At 65.0% G+C, this 19,062-nt stretch carries 18 protein-coding genes and 1 pseudogene; 9 read left to right on the forward strand and 10 right to left on the reverse strand.

Features of this window, described 5'->3' with window-relative positions:
* Positions 1 to 63: 63 nt before the first annotated feature.
* Both OB916_RS12700 and OB916_RS12705 read left to right on the forward strand, forming a co-directional pair.
* Entirely contained in the window at positions 64 to 1,449 is a 1,386-nt protein-coding gene (locus tag OB916_RS12700) for an ATP-binding protein (protein ID WP_315909667.1), read from the forward strand.
* 280 nt (positions 1,450 to 1,729) lie between these two features.
* Positions 1,730 to 2,944: an alpha-amylase domain-containing protein gene (locus OB916_RS12705; RefSeq protein ID WP_315909668.1), complete on the forward strand. Its 1,215-nt coding sequence runs from the start codon at positions 1,730 to 1,732 to the stop codon at positions 2,942 to 2,944.
* A gap of 114 nt (positions 2,945 to 3,058) precedes the next feature.
* On the opposite strand, the gene OB916_RS12710 is transcribed toward OB916_RS12705, so the two are convergent.
* From OB916_RS12710 to OB916_RS12725, 4 genes and pseudogenes are all read right to left on the reverse strand, one after another.
* Positions 3,059 to 4,900: a hydantoinase B/oxoprolinase family protein gene (locus tag OB916_RS12710; protein ID WP_315909669.1), complete on the reverse strand. Its 1,842-nt coding sequence runs from the start codon at positions 4,898 to 4,900 to the stop codon at positions 3,059 to 3,061.
* Positions 4,897 to 6,927 carry a hydantoinase/oxoprolinase family protein gene (locus tag OB916_RS12715; RefSeq protein WP_315909670.1) on the reverse strand — a complete coding sequence of 677 codons (2,031 nt, stop codon included), beginning with the start codon at positions 6,925 to 6,927 and terminating at the stop codon, positions 4,897 to 4,899. The genes OB916_RS12710 and OB916_RS12715 overlap by 4 nt, the downstream gene beginning before the upstream one ends.
* Positions 6,928 to 7,226: 299 nt before the next feature.
* Positions 7,227 to 7,850 carry a zinc ribbon domain-containing protein gene (locus OB916_RS12720; RefSeq protein WP_315909671.1) on the reverse strand — a complete coding sequence of 208 codons (624 nt, stop codon included), beginning with the start codon at positions 7,848 to 7,850 and terminating at the stop codon, positions 7,227 to 7,229.
* A 39-nt stretch (positions 7,851 to 7,889) separates the two neighbouring features.
* Positions 7,890 to 8,657: pseudogene (locus tag OB916_RS12725) on the reverse strand (glucose 1-dehydrogenase).
* 131 nt (positions 8,658 to 8,788) lie between these two features.
* On the opposite strand from OB916_RS12725, the gene OB916_RS12730 reads away from it, so the two are divergent.
* Positions 8,789 to 10,543: a MutS-related protein gene (locus tag OB916_RS12730; RefSeq protein WP_315909672.1), complete on the forward strand. Its 1,755-nt coding sequence runs from the start codon at positions 8,789 to 8,791 to the stop codon at positions 10,541 to 10,543.
* Between the two features lie 137 nt (positions 10,544 to 10,680).
* Positions 10,681 to 10,884 (forward strand): hypothetical protein, encoded by a 204-nt coding sequence (locus OB916_RS12735; protein ID WP_315909673.1) that lies wholly within the window; start codon positions 10,681 to 10,683, stop codon positions 10,882 to 10,884.
* A 232-nt stretch (positions 10,885 to 11,116) separates the two neighbouring features.
* Here OB916_RS12735 and OB916_RS12740 read toward each other — a convergent pair whose 3' ends face one another.
* The 3 genes from OB916_RS12740 to OB916_RS12750 all read right to left on the reverse strand — a co-directional run bounded on the left by OB916_RS12740 (position 11,117) and on the right by OB916_RS12750 (position 13,950).
* Positions 11,117 to 11,413 (reverse strand): hypothetical protein, encoded by a 297-nt coding sequence (locus OB916_RS12740; protein ID WP_315909674.1) that lies wholly within the window; start codon positions 11,411 to 11,413, stop codon positions 11,117 to 11,119.
* 333 nt (positions 11,414 to 11,746) lie between these two features.
* The gene (locus tag OB916_RS12745) at positions 11,747 to 11,938 is read right to left on the reverse strand and encodes a hypothetical protein (RefSeq protein WP_315909675.1); all 192 of its coding nucleotides are present in this window, start codon (positions 11,936 to 11,938) and stop codon (positions 11,747 to 11,749) included.
* A 182-nt stretch (positions 11,939 to 12,120) separates the two neighbouring features.
* Positions 12,121 to 13,950 carry a DEAD/DEAH box helicase gene (locus OB916_RS12750; protein WP_315909676.1) on the reverse strand — a complete coding sequence of 610 codons (1,830 nt, stop codon included), beginning with the start codon at positions 13,948 to 13,950 and terminating at the stop codon, positions 12,121 to 12,123.
* Between the two features lie 110 nt (positions 13,951 to 14,060).
* Here OB916_RS12750 and OB916_RS12755 point away from each other — a divergent pair, with 110 nt between their 5' ends.
* The 4 genes from OB916_RS12755 (at position 14,061) to OB916_RS12770 (ending at position 16,412) form a co-directional block, all read left to right on the forward strand.
* Positions 14,061 to 14,342 carry a DUF357 domain-containing protein gene (locus OB916_RS12755; protein WP_315909677.1) on the forward strand — a complete coding sequence of 94 codons (282 nt, stop codon included), beginning with the start codon at positions 14,061 to 14,063 and terminating at the stop codon, positions 14,340 to 14,342.
* Between the two features lie 163 nt (positions 14,343 to 14,505).
* Complete coding sequence (locus OB916_RS12760; RefSeq protein ID WP_315909678.1) at positions 14,506 to 15,486, forward strand: transcription initiation factor IIB; 981 nt, start codon at positions 14,506 to 14,508, stop codon at positions 15,484 to 15,486.
* 143 nt (positions 15,487 to 15,629) lie between these two features.
* Complete coding sequence (locus OB916_RS12765) at positions 15,630 to 15,944, forward strand: FUN14 domain-containing protein (RefSeq protein WP_315909679.1); 315 nt, start codon at positions 15,630 to 15,632, stop codon at positions 15,942 to 15,944.
* A gap of 21 nt (positions 15,945 to 15,965) precedes the next feature.
* A complete protein-coding gene (locus OB916_RS12770) occupies positions 15,966 to 16,412 on the forward strand; it encodes an adaptin protein (protein ID WP_315909680.1) in 447 nt (148 codons plus the stop codon).
* A 34-nt stretch (positions 16,413 to 16,446) separates the two neighbouring features.
* On the opposite strand, the gene OB916_RS12775 is transcribed toward OB916_RS12770, so the two are convergent.
* From OB916_RS12775 to OB916_RS12785, 3 genes are all read right to left on the reverse strand, one after another.
* A complete protein-coding gene (locus OB916_RS12775; RefSeq protein ID WP_315909681.1) occupies positions 16,447 to 17,172 on the reverse strand; it encodes a ribosome assembly factor SBDS in 726 nt (241 codons plus the stop codon).
* 68 nt (positions 17,173 to 17,240) lie between these two features.
* The gene (locus OB916_RS12780; RefSeq protein ID WP_315909682.1) at positions 17,241 to 17,546 is read right to left on the reverse strand and encodes a hypothetical protein; all 306 of its coding nucleotides are present in this window, start codon (positions 17,544 to 17,546) and stop codon (positions 17,241 to 17,243) included.
* Positions 17,547 to 17,598: 52 nt separating this feature from the next.
* Positions 17,599 to 17,877 carry an ArsR/SmtB family transcription factor gene (locus OB916_RS12785; protein WP_315909683.1) on the reverse strand — a complete coding sequence of 93 codons (279 nt, stop codon included), beginning with the start codon at positions 17,875 to 17,877 and terminating at the stop codon, positions 17,599 to 17,601.
* Positions 17,878 to 18,211: 334 nt separating this feature from the next.
* On the opposite strand from OB916_RS12785, the gene OB916_RS12790 reads away from it, so the two are divergent.
* A complete protein-coding gene (locus OB916_RS12790; RefSeq protein WP_315909684.1) occupies positions 18,212 to 19,045 on the forward strand; it encodes a DUF4397 domain-containing protein in 834 nt (277 codons plus the stop codon).
* The last annotated feature ends 17 nt before the right edge of the window (positions 19,046 to 19,062 follow it).

A 19,062-nucleotide genomic window follows, 5' to 3' on the forward strand; every position in this document is an offset into this window, starting at 1 on the left:
ATTAGCCTATTCTGTATTTGGTTAGCCGATACTACTTTCCCAGAGGCGTACGCACTGATACGTATGGATCGGTTCGTCAACCGCGAATCCGAGCTCTCGCGGCTTCGGGACTGTTACGAGTCCGACGACGCGGAGATGATCGTCATCTTCGGCCGGCGTCGCCTCGGGAAGACCGAACTCGTACAACAATCGCTGTCCGGCCGCGAGGATGTCGTGCTGTACCAGGCGACAGAGACGACACAACAGATCCAACTCGACGAGTTCGCTGACGTCGCCGCGGAGTCGTTCCCCGGCATCGACCGGATCAAGCCCGAGTGGGAATCGCTCCTCGGGTACCTCGCCGACCAAGGTGCAATCGTCGTACTGGACGAGTTTCCGTACCTCATCGACGCTGACGGGAGTCTCCCGTCGGTCGTCCAGCGGTTGTGGGATCGAGAAGTCCAGGACAGCACAGCGACGTTCGTTCTGGTCGGCTCGTCGATCAGCATGATGGAAGAGGCGACTCTGCTGGGGAACAGTCCGCTGTACGGCCGATTCACCGAGAAGATCGACCTTCGGAAACTCGACTTCGACGCCGTACGCGAGTTCTTCCCGGAGACCTACACGCCGGAAGAGCAGGTGTTCGCGTGGGGCGTCTTCGGTGGGACGCCGTACTATCTCGACGGTATCGAGCCGAACCACGACCTCGGGATGGCTATCCAGGAGTCGATCCTCTCCCAGCAGGGGTTCCTGCACAACGAACCCGAGTACGTTCTCCGCACCGAACTCACAGAGCCGAACCGGTATTTCGCGATCCTGAAAGCGATCGCCGCCGGGAACGCGACCGCCAACGAGATCGCGGGGACGGTCGGCATCGACGGCAAACAGATCTCGACGTACACCCAGAAACTGGAGCGGCTGCGGCTCGTCGAGCGTGAGGTCCCCGTCACCGAGGACCCGACCAAGTCACGTCGGGGCCGATACCGGATTCTCGACCCGCTGTTCCGGTTCTGGTTCCGGTTCGTCTACGGGAACGAAGACCGGTACGAACGACTGGGCGAGGACGCCTACGAGACCGTCGTCGAACCGGAGATGGCCGACTTCGTGAGCCAGGAGTTCGAGCGGCTCTGTCAGGATCGCCTCCCGGACCTATATCCCGACGAGGCGTTCGTCGATATCGGCCGATGGTGGTACAAGGAACACGAAGTCGATATCGTCGGGCTGACCGACGACAGGACGATGGTCGCCGGCGAGTGTAAGTTCACCAGCGATCCACTCGATTACAGCGCGCTCGCATCGCTGGAAAAACACGCGGCTGAGATCCGGTGGTCGCCAGACAGTGGTGACGACGTGAGTCGGGAATACACACTGTTCGCCAGAAATGGGTTCGCGCAGTCGATCCGGGAAGCCGCCGCCGACCGCGACGATCTCCGCCTGTTCGATCTCGCCGAGATCGTCGGCGATGGGTGAATCTCGGTCGCTCGGAAGGCGGGCGCTCAGGGACGGCGTGGGCGACAACTGGTCGCTAGTCGATCTGAGCGAGCTGGCAGCAATTCTATAGCCGAATCACCGGAACGACCGTGACAGGACTGCACCGCCGCATTCTTTCGGTTCAGGCCCACAGTTTCGATTTCAATGCATCCGTTTGGCGGACGGGTGTCGCGTGCTGGTGCGGTATCACAGCGAATAGACGCACTGCGGTCCCATAGCGAAAGGACTTCAGTACTACGTTGTGATGGGGCAGATATCAATGTCCAGCTACGGAGCGGCCGCCGTCGGGGGTGGGCCCCAGGCCGACGCCGAGATCGACCTCGGTGCGGGTGCCGTCTACCAGTATTATCACACGCCCTGGACGGAGATACGGGCGTCGCTCGACGCCGTCGCCGCGGCCGGCTACGACGCGATCCAGGTCCCGCCGGCCCAGCGGAGCAAACGCACCTGGTCGGACCCAGAGCCACGGGGCTATCAGCCGATCGATCATCTCGATTTCGACAGCGTCTTCGGTACTGAATCGGCGTACCGGGACATGGTCGAGACGGCCCACGAGCACGGGCTGGCCGTCATCGCCGACGCGGTCATCAACCACATGGCCGAGGGGGTCGATTTCGAGAAGTTCCCGCGTTTTAGCTGGGGCGACTTCCGTCACGAGGGTCCGATCAGAGACGACGAGGACGACTGGGAGCTCCAGTACCGCGATCTCGAGGGGTTGCCGGACCTCCGCCAGGAGTCGGATCACGTCCGGGACGTGCTAGAATCGTACGTCGACAAGTACGCCGAGATGGGCGTCGACGGCATTCGCTGGGACGCGGTCAAGCACGTTCAGGCGCCGTTCTTCCGCGACTACGCGAACCCGTGGGCGGCCGAACGCGGCCTCTTCACCGTCGGAGAAGTGCTGCACGGCTCGGTCTCGTACTGTGAGACGTATCTCGAGACGGGCATGACGGTCATGGATTATCCGCTCTATTTCACGATGCACGAAGACGTGTTCCACCGGGACGGCGATTTCAACGCCCTGGAGGGGGCTGGCCTCGTGAACCGACATCCGGGCCGATCGATGACGTTCGTCTCCAATCACGACAGTCCACCGCCGGAGTACGAGGCGCTCGCACACGCCTTCATCCTCACGTACCAGGGGTATCCTCGCGTGTACAGCAAGCGCTTCGACGTCGGGGACGAGACGATCTCGAACCTGCTATCGATCCGGCGGCGCTTCGCCGCGGGGCCGGCACTGACGCGCCATCTTGACTCAGCCTGTTACGTGTTCGAACGCGAGGGGAACCTGCTGGTTGGACTCAACCGCGCTGACGACCGTCGTTCCGTCACAGTTGACACGTCCTGGGAGAGGGCCACGCTGCAGGACTACGCCAACACCGGACAGGAGGTCACGACCGACGCCGACGGGGCCGTCACACTGTCGCTCCCACCGGTCGACTGGGTGTGTTATGCACCGGCGGCCACGTCCTGATCGTGGCTGTCGAACCCCGCACGAACTCCTGCACGTGACCGGCGATCCCCTTCGAATCGGGAACGAACGGGTGCAAGGTCCACTATAATTGCTGAAAGGCGTCCGTCACGACGCTCACTCTCCGTCGTAGTGCGGATAGTGTTCTGCAACGTGTTCGGCCGTGAGACGTCCGTCTTCAAGGTCCCGGGTGATAGCCGCCAGCGACCTGTCCTCGGGCGGGCCGAACCCGCCGCCGCCGGGCGTGCGGACGCTCACGAGGTCGCCGTCACTCAGTTCGAGCGTCGTCTTGCTGTCGATGTGACGCTCCTCGCCGTCGATAACGACGCGGTCTTCGCCGGTGGCTCCCGGTTGCCCGCCGTCGAGGCCGTACGGGCGGTTGCGACGGCGGTCGCTCAACAGGGAGAACGACGCGTCGTGACCGAGCACGCGGATGTCTCGACGGATGCCCAGACCGCCCCTGAACTCCCCTGCACCGCCGGTATCGGGCCGAAGCTCGTAGCGCTCGACCCGGAGCGGATAGGCGAGTTCCAGCGCCTCGATCGGCGTATTCTGCGTGTTCGTCATGTGGGCGTGGACGCCATCGACGCCGTCTCGTTCGGGGCGTGCACCGTATCCGCCGCCGATCGTCTCGTAGAACGTGTACGGGTCGGTGAGTGTCGAGTCCGCGCTCCCGAAGGTGACGTTGTTCATCGACCCGTTGGCTGCGGCAGCGATGGAGCGGACGCCCGCCTCAGCCATCGCGCCGAGGACGGTGTCGACGATCCGCTGAGAGGTCTCCAGGTTGCCGCCGACGACGGCGGCCGGCTTGCAAGCGTTGACGACAGTCCCCTCGGGTGCCGATACCGAGAACGGCCGGTAGCATCCCTGGTTGGGCGGGATGTCGGGGTCGGTCACCGCACGGAGCGCGTAGTACGTGGCGCTCGTCGTGACGGCGATGGGGGCGTTGACCGCGCCGGCGACCTGTTGGGCCGAGCCCGCGAAGTCCACCGCGATCGACGAGCCATCGATGGTGACCGTCGCCCGGATCGTGACGTCCTCGGCTCCCGCGCCATCGCTGTCGAGAGCGTCGGCGAACTCGTAGACGCCGTCGGCGAGGTCGCGAACCTCCTCGCGCATCCGCCGTTCGCTGTAGTCGAGGACCCGATCGGCCACCGCTTCGACGGTCTCGCGGCCGTGTTTCTCGACCAGCGCTTCGAACCGCTGGCGGCCGGTCTCGTTCGCGGCCTGCTGGGCCCGGAGATCACCCTCGCGTTCGTCCGGCGTGCGGACGTTCTCGGTGAGCAGATCGAGCACGCCGTCGACGATCTCGCCGCGCTCGAACAGTTTGACCGGCGGGATCTGGATCCCCTCGGCGAAGACGCTCGTGGCGTCGGCCGACACGCTCCCCGCCAGGCTGCCACCGACGTCCGCGTGATGCGCGCGGTTCGCGACGTACGCGACCAGCTTACCGTCCACGAACACCGGACTGACGAATGTAATGTCGGGCAGGTGTGCCCCGCCGCTGAACGGGGAGTTGTGTATCACCGTGTCGCCGGGTTCGAACGCTCCCTCGAAGGCCTCGACGACCGTCCGGACGGAGTGTGGCATCGCGCCCAGGTGGACAGGGATGTTCTCGGCCTGGGCGAGCATCCGCCCCCGTGCGTCGAAGACCGCCGAGGAGGCGTCCTTTCGCTCCTTTATGTTCGGCGAATAGCTCGTCCGGATGAGGTTCGCACTCATCTCCTCTGCGACCGTCGCGAAGGCGTTCCGGAGCACCTCCAGGGTGACAGGGTCGATCTCTCCTCCGTCCGTGGCCAGGTTTCCTCCGGTCGTCGTGTCGCCTGCCGGGTCGGTCGATTGGTGATCTCGATCCGTCTGGTGACTGTCGGACGCGTCGTCCGTCTCGTGACCGTCGTATGCGTCGCCCCTCTCGTAACGGCCGTAACTGTCGTCTTCCTGATGGCTGTCGTCAGTCATGTTTTCCCCGTGGTGATGACGAGCGTGCCGCGGTCGTCGACCGAGACAGACTGTCCCGGATGCACGACAGTCGTCGATTCGGCGGCCTGTACCACTGCGGGCCCGTCGAACTCGCCGCCGGATGGCAGGTGACCGTGCTCGTAGACCGTGACCTCGCGTTTCTCGTCGCCGAACTGAACCGGCCGCTCGCCCAGGACGGCGTCCCGGACGGTTCCCTCGACGCTGGTTCGGACGTCGATCGACGGGATTTCTCCGATCGCTCGGAGGCGGACGTTCACGAGTTCGACCCGTTCGTCGGGGTTCGCGTGGCCGTAGTGGGCCTCGTGTTCCGCGTGGAACCGATCGGTAGCGGCCGCGAGCGTCTCCTCGGACGGATCGCCCTCGATCGGAACGTTCAGCGAGTACGATTGTCCCGCATATCGGAGGTCCAGCGATCGCTCGAATCGCATCGACGCCTCGTCGATCCCGTCCGCCGCGAGCGTCTCTGTCCCTTCGGCGGCGAGCTTGGCGAACCAGTCGCGGAGCTCGTCAGCGGTCACGTCGGTCAGCGGCTCGACGACGGACGTCACGTAGGCGTGTTCGAGATCGGACGCCAGCAGCCCGAGTCCCGACAGGACGCCCGCGAGACGCGGTACGAGAACTGTCGGGATCGACAGCTCTTCGCCGAGTCGGGGCGCGTGAAGCGGTCCGGCACCGCCGAACGCGACCAGCGCGAACGATCGCGGGTCGTAGCCCTGTTCGACGCTCACGACACGCAGTGCCCGTTCCATGTTCGCGCGAGCCACTTCCAGGATGCCCTGCGCTGCGTCGCGAACTGACTGTCCCAGCTCGTCGGCGATCCCGCGTTCGATGGCTTCCCGGGCCGCGTCGACGTCCACCGAGAGGTCGCCACCGAGCGGGTACTCGGGATGAATCCGTCCGAGGACGACGTGTGCGTCAGTCACCGTCGGTTGCGTCCCACCCCGGCCGTACGCCGCGGGTCCGGGATCGGCACCGGCCGACCTGGGACCGACCCGGAGTGCGCCACCGGCGTCGATCCAGGCGATCGAGCCGCCGCCGGCACCGATCGTGTGGATGTCGATCGTCGGGACGCCGAGGGGGTGGCCGGCGATCTCCCAGTCCGTCGAGAGCGACGGTTCGCCGCCATCGACCAGGCTGACGTCGGTACTCGTCCCGCCCATGTCCATCGTGATGATGTCCTCGTATCCGGCTTCGTCGGCGAGATACTGGGCACCCTGGACGCCCGCAGCGGGGCCCGAAAGAACCGTGTTGACGGGCTTCTCGCGGGCCGTGCGGACGCTCATGAGCCCGCCGTGTGACTGCATTACGGCCCACTGTTCGTCGATGCCGGTCGCTCGCGTCCTGTCGGACAGTCGGCCGAGGTACGCGTCGAGTCGCGGTTTCAGCGCGGCGTTGAGCGCCGTGGTCGACGTGCGTTCGTACTCTCGAAACTCGGGCAGCACCGCCGACGAGAGCGCGATGGCGACGTCGTCGCCGTGCTCGCGCAGGCCCTCGCGGATCGCTCGCTCGTGGACCGGGTTGCGAAAGGCAAACAGCGTCGAGACCGCGACCGCGTCGACGTCCGGGAGCCGATCTGCGAGTTCGGCCACCTCCGACTCGCGCAGTGGCTCGACGACGTTCCCGTCGGGGCCGATCCGTTCCGAGACGGTCAGTCGGTGGTCCCGCGGGACGAGTGGGGGCGGCCGCTCGAAATCGAGATCGTAGAGATCCGGCCGGTCCTGTCGCCCGATTTCGAGCACGTCACGGAACCCGTCGGTCGTGACGAGCGCGGTCGGTGGGAGGTCGTCCTCGAGGACAGCGTTGGTCGCGACAGTGGTCCCGTGACCGAGAAACTCGGTGTCGGCCACGTCGATCCCGTCGTCACGGGCCTGCTCCAGCCCGTCGACGACGCCGTCATCCGGCTGCTCCGGCGTGCTCGGGGTTTTCACTCCCCTGAGGCGCCCCTCGTCGTCGACGATCACGACGTCGGTGAAGGTGCCACCGATGTCGACGCCGATGCGGGTCATTGATCGGTGTCCCTCCCACAGGGAATCGAGATTGCTCGACCGGAGCGCTGCCCGTCTCGCTGGCCAGTCGCGTTTCGGTCAACGACTGGTTCGCTCGAAACGTCCTGTATCGTAGTTGATCGCTGATAGATCATGTTTCAGTCGTGTCCGGGCCACCAGTCGCCGGATATCGCACGGTCGCGTGCGGCAAGTGAGGCGTCAGCACGAAGAATCGACACCCCACCGGGAACGGCAGTCGCCCGATGTGTCAGTGGATACTGACTGGGGAGTCGGGCACTTCATACTGCCGGCTAAACGGTCTATCGATGCCCGTCCTCGGCCCACGCACCGCGTTTCACACTCGCATATCGGTAGAGGAATCCACCGAGTCCGAGCACGACGATGCCGACAGCCAGGAACGCGGCCTGCGCCGCCCAGGCGTCGGGGCCGAACGTCCCGATCGTCTCGGCGTCCGAGCCGACGACCGCGCGTCCGACGACGATCGCTGGCGGGGCCAGCGCGAGCGTCGAACCGAGGACGACGAGCCCGACGGCGACGATCACGCTCGGTAACGCCAGCCGCGAGAGCAAGACCGCCGGCAGGAGCCAGCCGAGCACGAAGACGAGCCCGCTGACCCACAGTGGGAGCGACACGATCGATCCGACGACGAACAGCACGAGCGGTGCCATCGGCGTGCTGATCGCCAGCCCGACGATCAATCGCATCCACTGTGGCGTGTAATACTCACTGCGAGACAGGTCGAGGTTCTCGAGATCGAGATTGCTGTCCTCGAAGAGTGCGTCCGCAGCCTCGTCGGTCAAGCCACCCTCGTCGTCGAGAAAGACGAGCCCGCAGGAGGGACACGACCCGTCGTGATCCGCGATCGACGTGCCACATTGCGGGCAGGTGGCTTCGACGTCTTCCCGTGGGCGTTCGTCACTCACCGGCGACGGTTCTCGCCCGACGTATTTCAGTGTGTGGGGCTACTGGCTCGTCAGGCCACCGTCGGCCACAAGTGCCTCACTGGTGACGAACGTCGCGTCGTCCGAGCAGAGCCACACGGCGGCGTCGCCGATCTCCTCCGGCTCGCCCAGCCGACCGATCGGTGTCGCGGCGATCGCCTGATTGACGGCCTCGCTGTCACCGGACGCACGGTCGACCATCGGCGTGTCGATGACACCCGGACAAATGGCGTTGACTCGAACCCCTGCTTCGCTGTACTCCAGTGCCGCGGTCTTGGTGAGCCCGATGACGCCGTGCTTGCTGGCGACGTAGGAACTGATCTCGGGGAAGCCGACTTTCCCGGCGATTTTCCCGGCGATCGAGGATATGTTGACGACCGAGCCGCCGCCGTCCTCGAGCATGACCGGGATCTCGGCTTTCATCGACTGGAAGACACCTTTCAGATTGACGTTGATGACCTGCTCCCAGTTGTCCATCGGCTGGTCGGCCGTCGGTTCGTTCGCTCCTTCGATGCCGGCGTTGTTGAACGCGAAGTCCAGCCCGCCGTAGGTGTCGACCGCGGCGTCGACCATCGCCTGCACGTCGTCCCAGGCGCTGACGTCCGTTTCGACGAAGACCGCGTCACCACCCATCTCCTCGATCTCTTCGACCGTCGCTTCCCCCTCCTCGACGTTCACGTCGGCGGCGACGACGCTGGATCCCTCTTCGGCGAATCAAAGCGCTGCCGCGTGGCCGATCCCTGTACTCGCACCCGTGACGATCGCGACGCTGTCGCTGATCCCGTCCATGTTGAACACGTCCGATTACTGGACGACTGGTTGTAGACCTGGCCAGCAAATATAGGATTGGAAGAATTATCACCTACCGATAACCGGCGAGACGAGGAAAGCTATACCCGGACCGGGTCCGACGATCCGATATGCGACTGGAGGACTACTGGGGCGTCGGGCCGAAGACCCGGGAGTTGCTCGCCTCCGAACTGGGCGTCGAGACGGCCATCGAGGCCATCGAGAGCGGAGACATCCGGACGCTGACCGAGGCCGGGTTGAGCCGCGGCCGAGCGACGCGAATCCTCCGACGCGTCGAGGGCGGGTCAGCGATGGATATCCTCGCGACGCGGGATACCCGCGAGGTCTACAAGGACCTGCTCGCGGTGGTCGGGCGCTACGCTGTGACCGATCACGCCGCCGATCGGATCCGTCTGCTCACGCCGCTCGTCGACCGCGCCGACATCGAGGACCGCCTCGACGACGTGATCGAGGCCAGAGACACCTGGGGTCGTCTCGGCGACGCAGATCGGGAGACGGTCCTGGACGCTTTCGAGACCTACGAGCGTCTCGACGGCGAACAGTCGGCGGTCCGGGCCGCGCTCGCGCTCCGGGACGCCGGGCTCGACTCGGGCGTGTTCGCGCCGCTGGGTGAGCTGGACGCCAGCGTCCTCGCCGACGCGGCCGACGCGCTGGCCGCCCTCAAAGGAGACGGGAGCGTCGCGTCCGGCGCTGACGAGACGCTGGACCGGCTCGACTCACAGCTCGGGACGGCCGAGGACCTGGCGGCGGACAGCGAGTCCGTCGTCGAAGCGGTCCGGAACGAAATCCGGACGGCAGACGAGTTCGACGAAGGCGTGCTCGATTACGTGGTCCGCGAGGCCGACGTCGGCCGGGATCGCGTCCGGGCCGCGATGCCGGCCGATGCTGCCGACGCCCGCGATTTCGTCGCGGAGACGCTTCGGTCGCTCGCCGACGACCTCCGCTCGGCTGTCGACGAACGGGCCGAGATCGTCGCCGCGGACGCGCGATCGACGACCGAAGACGCTCGCTCGGAGATCGATGCCGCCGTCGAGGCCGTCGACGACATCGCACTGTCGCTGTCGCTGGCCCGCTTTGCGATCGACTTCGAACTCACCCGTCCGACGCTCGCCGACGACAGCGACGTCCTCGCGGTCGAGGGCGCTCGGAACCTCTTTCTCGAAGCGAGCGACGAGGCGGTCCAGACAGTGAACTACGCAGTCGGCGATCATAGACTCCAGTATCCGACGGCGAACGCTCCGCCCAGCGGCGATCGTGTGGCAGTACTCACGGGAGCCAACAGCGGGGGGAAGACGACGCTGCTGGAGACGCTCGCACAGGTGCAGTTGCTCGCACAGATGGGGCTGCCCGTGCCGGCCGAAACAGCGGAAGTCGGGCTCGTGGATGCGGTCGTCTTCCACCGGCGCCACGCCAGCTTCAACGCCGGCGTGCTCGAATCGACGCTGAAGAACGTCGTCCCACCGCTGACTAACGAGGGGCACACGCTAATGCTGGTCGACGAGTTCGAAGCGATCACCGAACCCGGTAGCGCCGCCGACCTGCTGCACGGACTGGTGACACTGACCGTCGAACGCGAGGCACTCGGCGTGTTCGTCACCCACCTTGCGGACGATCTCGAGCCCCTGCCGGAGTCGGCCCGCGTCGACGGCATCTTCGCCGAGGGGCTGACGCCGGATCTCGAACTCGAAGTCGACTACCAGCCGCGTTTCGAGACCGTCGGACGTTCGACCCCGGAGTTCATCGTCTCGCGACTCGTGGCCAACGCAGACGACCGCGAAGAGCGGGCCGGCTTCGACACGCTCGCGCGGGCAATCGGCCAGGAGGCCGTCCAGCGGACGCTTTCTGACGCCCGGTGGTCGCGATAAAGCGTGCATTGACGGTACTGGAACCCCTATTGCTGGTGATGTTCAACAAGCGTCCGTCACCGTGCAGCAAGTGTCGTAAACTCGGCTACGCGTGGATGGTGCTCAACGGATTCCTGTACGCGATCGCACCGCGATTGATGCTCAAACTGTCCACGAAGATGCTGGCGATGGGGTTCGAGAACGCCGACGAACTCGAACCGCGCGAGTGGTACACGGACGCCACGCGCGCGACCGGCGTCGGGATGATCGCGGCCGGACTCGCCGGACTCGCGTTCGAACGCGGTGGCGACGACGCCGAAGACGACGGCGTCGATGTCGTCAGAACGGAAACGAGCGACTGATCGACCGCAGCGACCGACGGTCACCGATAGTACCGTCGATGTGTACGGCCGGTGTGTCGTCGGTGGTTGTGACCTGTGCGTCTGCGTCTGTACTCCTGTCGCAGGAGTGCAGCCTGGAGGACCGTTTCTTGGAACATGCTATCAGCGGGGGTAGTATCCCCAGTCCCCGTGCGGGAATCGAACCCACACGCCGACATCGTCGGCGTACCAGCCGGGGTGATCGGTCGTCCGGTCACGGCTCGACGGTGCAGCGGCCGACGTCCATGACGCCGAAGCCATCGGCCAGCGTCTCCCGAACGGGCTGTTCGTCGTCGCCAGGAACGACGATCGTCACGTCAGCAACGGCGGTGACCTGGATGTCGGTTGCCCGCGGCTGCACGTCGGTCACGTCCCGAACCTGGGCCGTGTCGACGCCCTCGACGTCGCCGAGAACGCCTTCGACGCTGGTCTGGAGATCGCCGCCCGCGTCGCGGCGGACCCAGAGCGTGACTGTCACCGTCACGTCGGTGTGTCTGGCTTGCACTGCCATAGACCGGCGGCCGGGATCGAACCGGCCATACTCCCGGCCGTGCTGTCTCGGGAATCCTCGGTACCTCAGGCACCGAGAGCCTTCCCGAACGGACGGCCGGCAGTCACGACCACGTGCGCCGGGTGCTGCAGCTGATCGACGGCGATGCGTCTGGCGGGCCGCTACAGGCGGGACCGCCGGTCACACGAACAGCAGCGTGCCGTATGCGCCGGGCGGTTCCGGTGACGGGTCGCTCGGGGAGATATCGACGGCGGAAAACGGACGCGTCCACGCCGGTCGCGGCCACTCGCCGCCGTCGGGCACCCAATGGGTGCCGATCTCCCGCGGAGCGGGTTACGCGGCGAGGCTGGCTGCGAACCGGGTGGACCAGCGACCCAGAATCGGGCCGACGTCCCCCGCCACCTCGCCGCAGATCGACGGGGCTGGGATCAGCCCCTCGATCGCGGCCGTGCCGTTGCTGGTCGCAACGGCCGGCGACGGATAGTGGACGTCGGTCATCTGGATCACCTGATCGCTGTATCTCATCCTGTGAGGGGGAATATATTAGTTCTTTTGCACTATTGGAAACCACTCACATGGGAATAGATACCACACCGTGGTCAGGTTGGGAACCAGACGAAAGTCAGGATGAGAACCTCACAGAAGCTAGTAGGACAGTTCCACGCAGAGGTCAGTACGTGAACCACACAGTGGCGTGATCGACGGGCTCAAGACGAGTCGGGTTCGACGGTCTGGGCTGACTGCTCGGTCACCCTGACGCCCTTCTCGGCGAGGTGTCGGATGCGCTGGCGGGCGAAGTCCTCCTCGCGCGAGCCGCGCGTCGCGAGCACGTACATTCTCGCTCGGCCGTCCGGGCGCATCGTTCGGCCGGCACGCTGGGAACTCTGTCGGCGCGACCCGCCGAGTCCCGAAGCGACGACGGCGACTTCCGCGTTCGGGAGGTCGATCCCTTCGTCGCCGACCCGGGAGACGATCAGCGTGTCCTGCAGCCCGGATCGGAACGCATCGAACAGTTCCGACCGGCGGGCGTGGCGGGTCTCGCCACTGACGAACGGGACGTCGAGCGCCGCCGAAAGCTCCCGGCCCTGATCGAGGTAGTCGACGAAGATCAGGGCCTGCTGGCTCTCGTGCTGGCGGAGCAACTGTCGCGTCTCCTCGATCTTGGCGGGGTTGCTCGCGGCCAGCTGGCGGCGTTCGTGGCCCTGGGCGCTGACGTACTCGTTGCGCGCGGTCTCGTCAGCCCAGGGAACGTACCGGATCTCGACGGTCGGCTCGGCGACGAACCCGGCGTCGAACAGCGCGTCCCAGTCGGTGCCGATCGGCGGGCCGATCAGCGTGAATATCTCCTCCTCGCGATCGTCTTCGCGGACGGGCGAGGCCGACAGCCCCAGTCGGTGACGACTCTGGAGATCCACAGTCCGCCTGAACACGTCGCTGGGCACGTGATGGACCTCATCGAAGACGATCAGTCCCCACTCCCGGTCGTCGAAGACGTGGCGGTGACGGTCCATGCCGGCGGTCTGGTAGGTCGCGATCGTCACCGGGCGGACCTCTTTCTGTCCGCCGTGGTACTCGCCGATCTGGTCGTCGGTGAGCGTCGTCTGAGCCAGCAGTTCTTCGTGCCACTGGGTCACAAGCTCCCGGCCTGGCACGAGAATCAGCGTCTCACCCTCGATTCGCGAGAGGATCCCCATCGCGGCGATGGTCTTGCCGCTGCCCGGCGGCCCGACCAGCACGCCGGACCGGCGTTCGAGGAACGACTCGATCCACTCGTGTTGGTAGGGTCGCAACTCGGGGCGGAGATCGACCGGGAGCGGCTCGCCGGTGTCGAGATCGCGACGGTCGACGACGGGATAACCGGCCTCGTAGAGCGTGCGCTTGACCTCCGCGACCGCCTCCTCGGCGACCCAGCTCTCGGTGTCAGAGAGATCAGCCCGGAGCTGGCCCGCCTCGAGCTTCTGCCTGGCGACGTTGCCCATCAGATCCGCGCTGGCGGCCGAGAGCACGACGTAGTCGTCCTCGTGAGTCCGGAGCGTGAACTGGTGGGCTCGCTCCCACTGGCTCTCGATCCACGATTCGAGGTCGGGCTCTCGCCGGGGAAGCACGTCCCGTACTGTCCCGAGTAAGGCCTCGACGTCGTCGTAGGGTGCCTGCCAGATGTCGGCCGGCCGGATCTCGTAGAGGTAGCTCTCCGAACCGGTCGTGTCGATCAGGCGGGCGAACTGCGAGAGCTGCGCGCGCGTGAACTGGCGGGGCTGATCGACGACCAGCTGACGGCGGTCGGGGAAAGCGATGATCCGCTCGCGATCTGTCATCCGTGACCACTCTTCGGGATAGTAAACGACCGGATCCGAGGAGACGTCCTGTCGCTCCAGCGAGCCCGCCTCGACCAGCGCATCGAGGTGGTCAGTCGCCTCGTCGTGATCGAGCCCACGCTGTTGGGCGTAGCGGGTCGCCGTCACGACCGGCTGCCCGATCGCTTCGAGCGCGTCGTAGAACGCCTCTAGAGTCGGCTCGGGAGTATCGTCCTCTGTCACTGCCTGTCCTAGTCGAGTCGGCTACAAACGGTTTGCGGGACGTGGCGAGCCGTCGCTCGGAGTTATGCCGAACCGTCACGTTCAGGCACGCGGGGGGCGTCGTACTCGCTATGGCCGACATCGTCGAGAAAACCGACCGCTACGAGGGACTGCTCAGCGAGGCACTTGCAGAAGCGACCGTCGCCCCGCCCGAAGACACCCCGCTCGAAACGGCGGCTGCCGAGTACCTTGAGATGGCCCGCTCGTACCTCGAAGACGGACGACACTTCCGCGAACAGGACGATTTCGTCAACGCGCTGGCAGCGTTTTCCTACGGGCACGCCTGGCTCGATGCCGGCGCTCGACTCGGACTGTTCGAGGTCCCGACAGAGGGACACCTTTTTACTGTTTGAATCCGCGTGTGCCACACTCACACGACGAAAAGACCGTGATGAATAAATACCAGAGATCCCCAGTATATAAGTGTGACCAAAAGGTTTATATGTTTTTCGGACTAACTATGAGTCAAGAGGGCTCTGGTCCCCCGAACCACGCGGTTTCGCCCTCCCCACCACCATGAGCGAGACAACGACACGAACCACCAACAGCGAGTACGAGCAAGCCAACGAACGAGCGGAGACGCCGACGACCGAGCAGGAAGTTTGCCCGGAGTGTGGCGGTCCGCTGGTAACCGACGAGGAGCGCGGCGAGACGGTCTGTGACCACTGCGGACTGGTCGTCGAAGAGGACGAAATCGACCGCGGGCCCGAATGGCGCGCGTTCGATGCCGCCGAGAAAGACCAGAAGTCCCGCGTCGGTGCGCCGACGACAACGATGATGCACGACAAGGGTCTGTCGACCAATATCGGCTGGCAGAACAAAGACGCCTACGGGCGGTCGCTGAACGCCTCCCAGCGCGAGAAGATGCAGCGGCTGCGCACCTGGAACGAGCGGTTCCGCACCCGCGACAGCAAGGAGCGCAACCTCAAGCAGGCACTCGGTGAGATCGACCGGATGGCCTCCGCGCTGGGCCTGCCCGAGAACGTCCGCGAGACCGCCTCGGTCATCTACCGCCGTGCGCTGCAGGAGGATCTGCTGCCCGGCCGCTCCATCGAGGGCGTCGCGACGGCCGCGCTGTACGCCGCCGCCCGGCAGGCGAGCGTCCCCCGGAGCCTCGACGAGATGACGACCGTCTCCCGGGTCGACAAGACGGAACTGACCCGGACCTACCGCTACATCGTCCGCGAGCTGGGTCTCGAGATCAAGCCTGCCGACCCCGAGAGCTACGTCCCCCGATTCGCCTCCGATCTCGACCTGTCTGACGAGGTCGAGCGGACCGCCCGACGGCTGATTGAGGCGGCCCGAGAAGAGGGGATCCTCAGCGGGAAGAGCCCGGTCGGTATCGCGGCGGCCGCGATCTACGCTGCGGCCCTGCTGAGCAACCAGCGCGTCACTCAGAGCCAGGTCAGCGAGGTGGCGGACATCTCCGAAGTGACGATCCGCAACCGCTACAAGGAACTGCTGGAGTCCGACGGCGTCCGGGACATGCCGGTCTAATCGGCCGTCGCTCCGTCGTCGCCTCGCTCGCTGTTTTTCGCGGTGTCTCTTGCGTTGTTCAACTCGCTGTAGTGACCGCCGTCGCCGTTTGACGGGTGTCCTCGGACACAAGAATCATTATGGCCGGCGGAAACTATCCGGACATGGTAGAACTCGACGCCACACAGTTCGGACTCGAAGTCGGCGGCAGCGGTGCACTCGGATTTCTGATCGGGTTCGCCGCCAAGAAAATCGCGAAAGTGATCGCAGTCATCATCGGCGCCGAACTCGTGTTGTTCAAGTTTCTCGAATCCCGGGGAATCATTTCGGTCGACTGGAACCGACTGACGGCCGGGCTGACGAAGGCCAGAGAAGCCGGGACAGAACAGGCGCAAGACTGGGTAACGACGTTCATCTCGACGGCCGGCGTCGGGGCCGGGTTCATCGGTGGATTCGCACTGGGATTCAAGAAAGCGTGAGCGGAGGGGCTGTTTCTACCGATGTCCACATCAGTGAGTGGCTATCTCGTGTTGGCGTTCGATCGCGATCGGACCGTCGACGTCAATCCCCCCGCTGACCGGTCCGCTGTGCCGCTGTCCTGGATCGAACACTGGGCAAACGAGACCGACCACGAGGTCTGGGCGATCGGCAACCAGCGGTTGAAATCGGAAGCCGGAATTCCGGGCGTTCGCGAGGCGGTCATGCGGCTCGAAAACGAGTGGTACCGGGAGTTCAACGAGACCGACGACGACGAACACGTCGACGGGTGGCCGCGTCGCGCTCGCCGCGTGGAGATGCTCGCCGAACTATTCCCCGACGCGGACGACTATCTCGTCGTCGACGACAAAGACCTCTCGTACATCGAGGACTGGACCCACTACTATCCCTGGGAGTTCGTCGATGTAGTCCGTAGTGGTGACGTGGACCTCGAAGTGACGGCAGATTGATAGTACCAATGGCGGGAGAAAGGTGAGACCGCCTTCACCGACGGTTGATCTCGTCCTCGTCTTGAATCATCCGCGTTTCGGCGGTCCCGCTGGAGACCTCGTTGACCAGATCGTAGAAGTCGTTTTGCAGTCCGGCCGGGAACTGGATGACGCCGACCCACGAGCCGTCGTTTTGCCACTCTTCGCGTTCGAGATCTCCGAATTCCCGAATCTTCGACTGGCCGCTGCCGGCGTAATCCGGCGGGAGCTGGACGGCGATCGTCACCTCGTCGAACCGGATCGGGATTACCGGGCGAAGCGCTTCCAGGGCCTCGTCGACCTGATTCTCGACGGGCTCCATCGGATCGACCCGGAACCCGGCTTCCTCCAGTGCGGATTCGATCCGTTCCGGCGGGTGGGGCGCGTCGTCCATCTGGGGGTTGACCGCGTTGCGCGTGATCCGCTGGATCAACTGCTTGTGCTTCTGTTCTTGCATCTCCTTGCGCTGCTCGGCCGTGATCTGGATCTCTCCGCGCTCGATCACTTCCGGGATGATTTCCAGCGGATCGGTCGTACCGAACACCTCTTCGAGCGCGTTTTCGGGCGGACGGTCCCCGCGAGAGGCATTCTCGAAGACGTCCTCGGCGGCGATGACGTCCTCGAGTTCGCCGTCGAACTCCCCGCGTTTGATCGCCAGGGCGGCATCCGGATCGACCAGCACTTCGAAGCGCTCGCCGTGACTCTCCAAGCGAGCCGTGACTGCTTCGTCAAGGGATATCATATATCGGTGCTACTTGGGGACGGGTAAAAGGTGTTTCCGAACGACCGGGAGCAACGAGGCGACCGCTCTCACTGCCAGGTGATATACAGTAGCGTCGCGATCGCCAGCGCCTCGAGCACCTGCAGGACCATCATGATCTCCACGGCGAACGGCGGCAGCCCGGGCGTGGGGTTGAAGTAGTACCACAGCGCGATGACGTTCTCCGCGAGCAGAAAGACTGCGAAGACGATCGAGCCGAGCGTGAACGTCGAGCGGATCTCGCGGTACAGACGGCCCCAGACGACTATCAGCGCTGTGAGGAGGACGACGTTGATCACCGCTGCCAGACGCGCGATCGTGAGCGTGCCCGGGACGAGCTCCAGCGGCACAGTCATCGGTCTTCCCCGGTCGAACGTGATGCGACGCCAGTCGTGGTCGCTCTGCAGTTCAATGGTCTACCTGTGAGGTGATCTCCTCGACGGTGTCCCAGTGCTGGCGCGCCTGCCCGCTCGGGAGGTACACCACGCCGTAACTCTCGTCGGTGCTCGTGACGATCTCGTTGTCTTCCAGCACGTCGAGGTGGTGTCGGACGGTGTTGTACGCGAGATCGAGGTCCTCGGCGAGGCGGTTGGCGTTGCGCGGTCGGTTGTCGAGCGCACGCAGAATGCGCGCCCGATTGGGGCCGCCGCGCGTCCCTGCCAACGTTTGCCATAGAACCCCCTCCATACACCCTTTGATTCGCTCTCGGCACAAAATAACCCATCGGTCGGACAACTCGATTTCCGGGAGTGAGCGATCGGCGGCTGTCCACGCGGGGGGCTCGAAGGTAGCTGCTGTCGGAAGTGCCTGGCACGAGCGGGCGTGGCCGCGCGAACGAACTCATCGGTCTGGCCTATCCGAACCAGCGAAATAGGATTTTTGGTAGATCAGACGCAATTCTCTCTCAAAACTGGATTGGACTATGAAGGGGTTTGCGGGCGAACTTCGGCACTTTCACGGCGAATTTGAGTCTGATTTTCGGAAACTGTTAACCGTATTACACTGCCAGGCAGACGTGCCCATGACAGACAAACTAACGACGCGGCGAAAACTGCTGGTGGGGATCGGAGCGACCTCAACCATCGCGCTGGCCGGCTGTACTGACGGGGACGGGAACGGAAACGGAACGACCGAGCCGGACACTGACACGGAGCCGGACACTGACACTGACACGGAGACGGACACTGACACGGAGACGGACACTGACACGGAGACGGACACTGACACGGAGCAGGCTCGGCTCAGAGTCGCACACATGTCGCCAAACGCCCCGAACGTCGACGTCTACGTGAACGGTGACGCCGTGCTGGAAGACGTACCCTTCGGGGACGTGAGTGATTACCTGACCGTGCCGGCCGCAGAACACGAAATCGAGATCACGGCCGCCGGCGACCCGGATACGTCCGTGTTCTCCGGCCCCGTGACAGTCGCTGCGGACACCGACTACACCGTCGCGGCGATCGGCGAACTCGGCGACGACGCGGATCAGCCGTTCGAGCCGCTGGTGCTGGAAGACGACAACAGCGCGGTCGAAGGCGACCAGTCGCGGCTCCGTGTCGTCCACGCGTCACCGGACGCGCCCGCAGTCGACGTCACGGCCGCTGGCGGGGACACCGTGCTCTTCGACGGCGTCCAATACGGTGAATCGGGATATGTTGAGGTCGCGGCCGGCGACTACACCGTCGAAATCCGCGGTGACACAGACGACAACGACGGCGACGTCGTCGCCGATTTCGACGTCAGCCTCGACGGCGGGACGGTCTACACGGCCTTCGCTGCCGGCTATCTCACGCCCGACGACGAGCCGGCAGACGTGCCGTTTGACCTGCTCGTGGGGCAGGACAGCACGCAGTAACGGTCGACTCGACTCCC

The organism is Halapricum hydrolyticum (assembly GCF_025517535.1).
Taxonomy (GTDB): domain Archaea; phylum Halobacteriota; class Halobacteria; order Halobacteriales; family Haloarculaceae; genus Halapricum; species Halapricum hydrolyticum.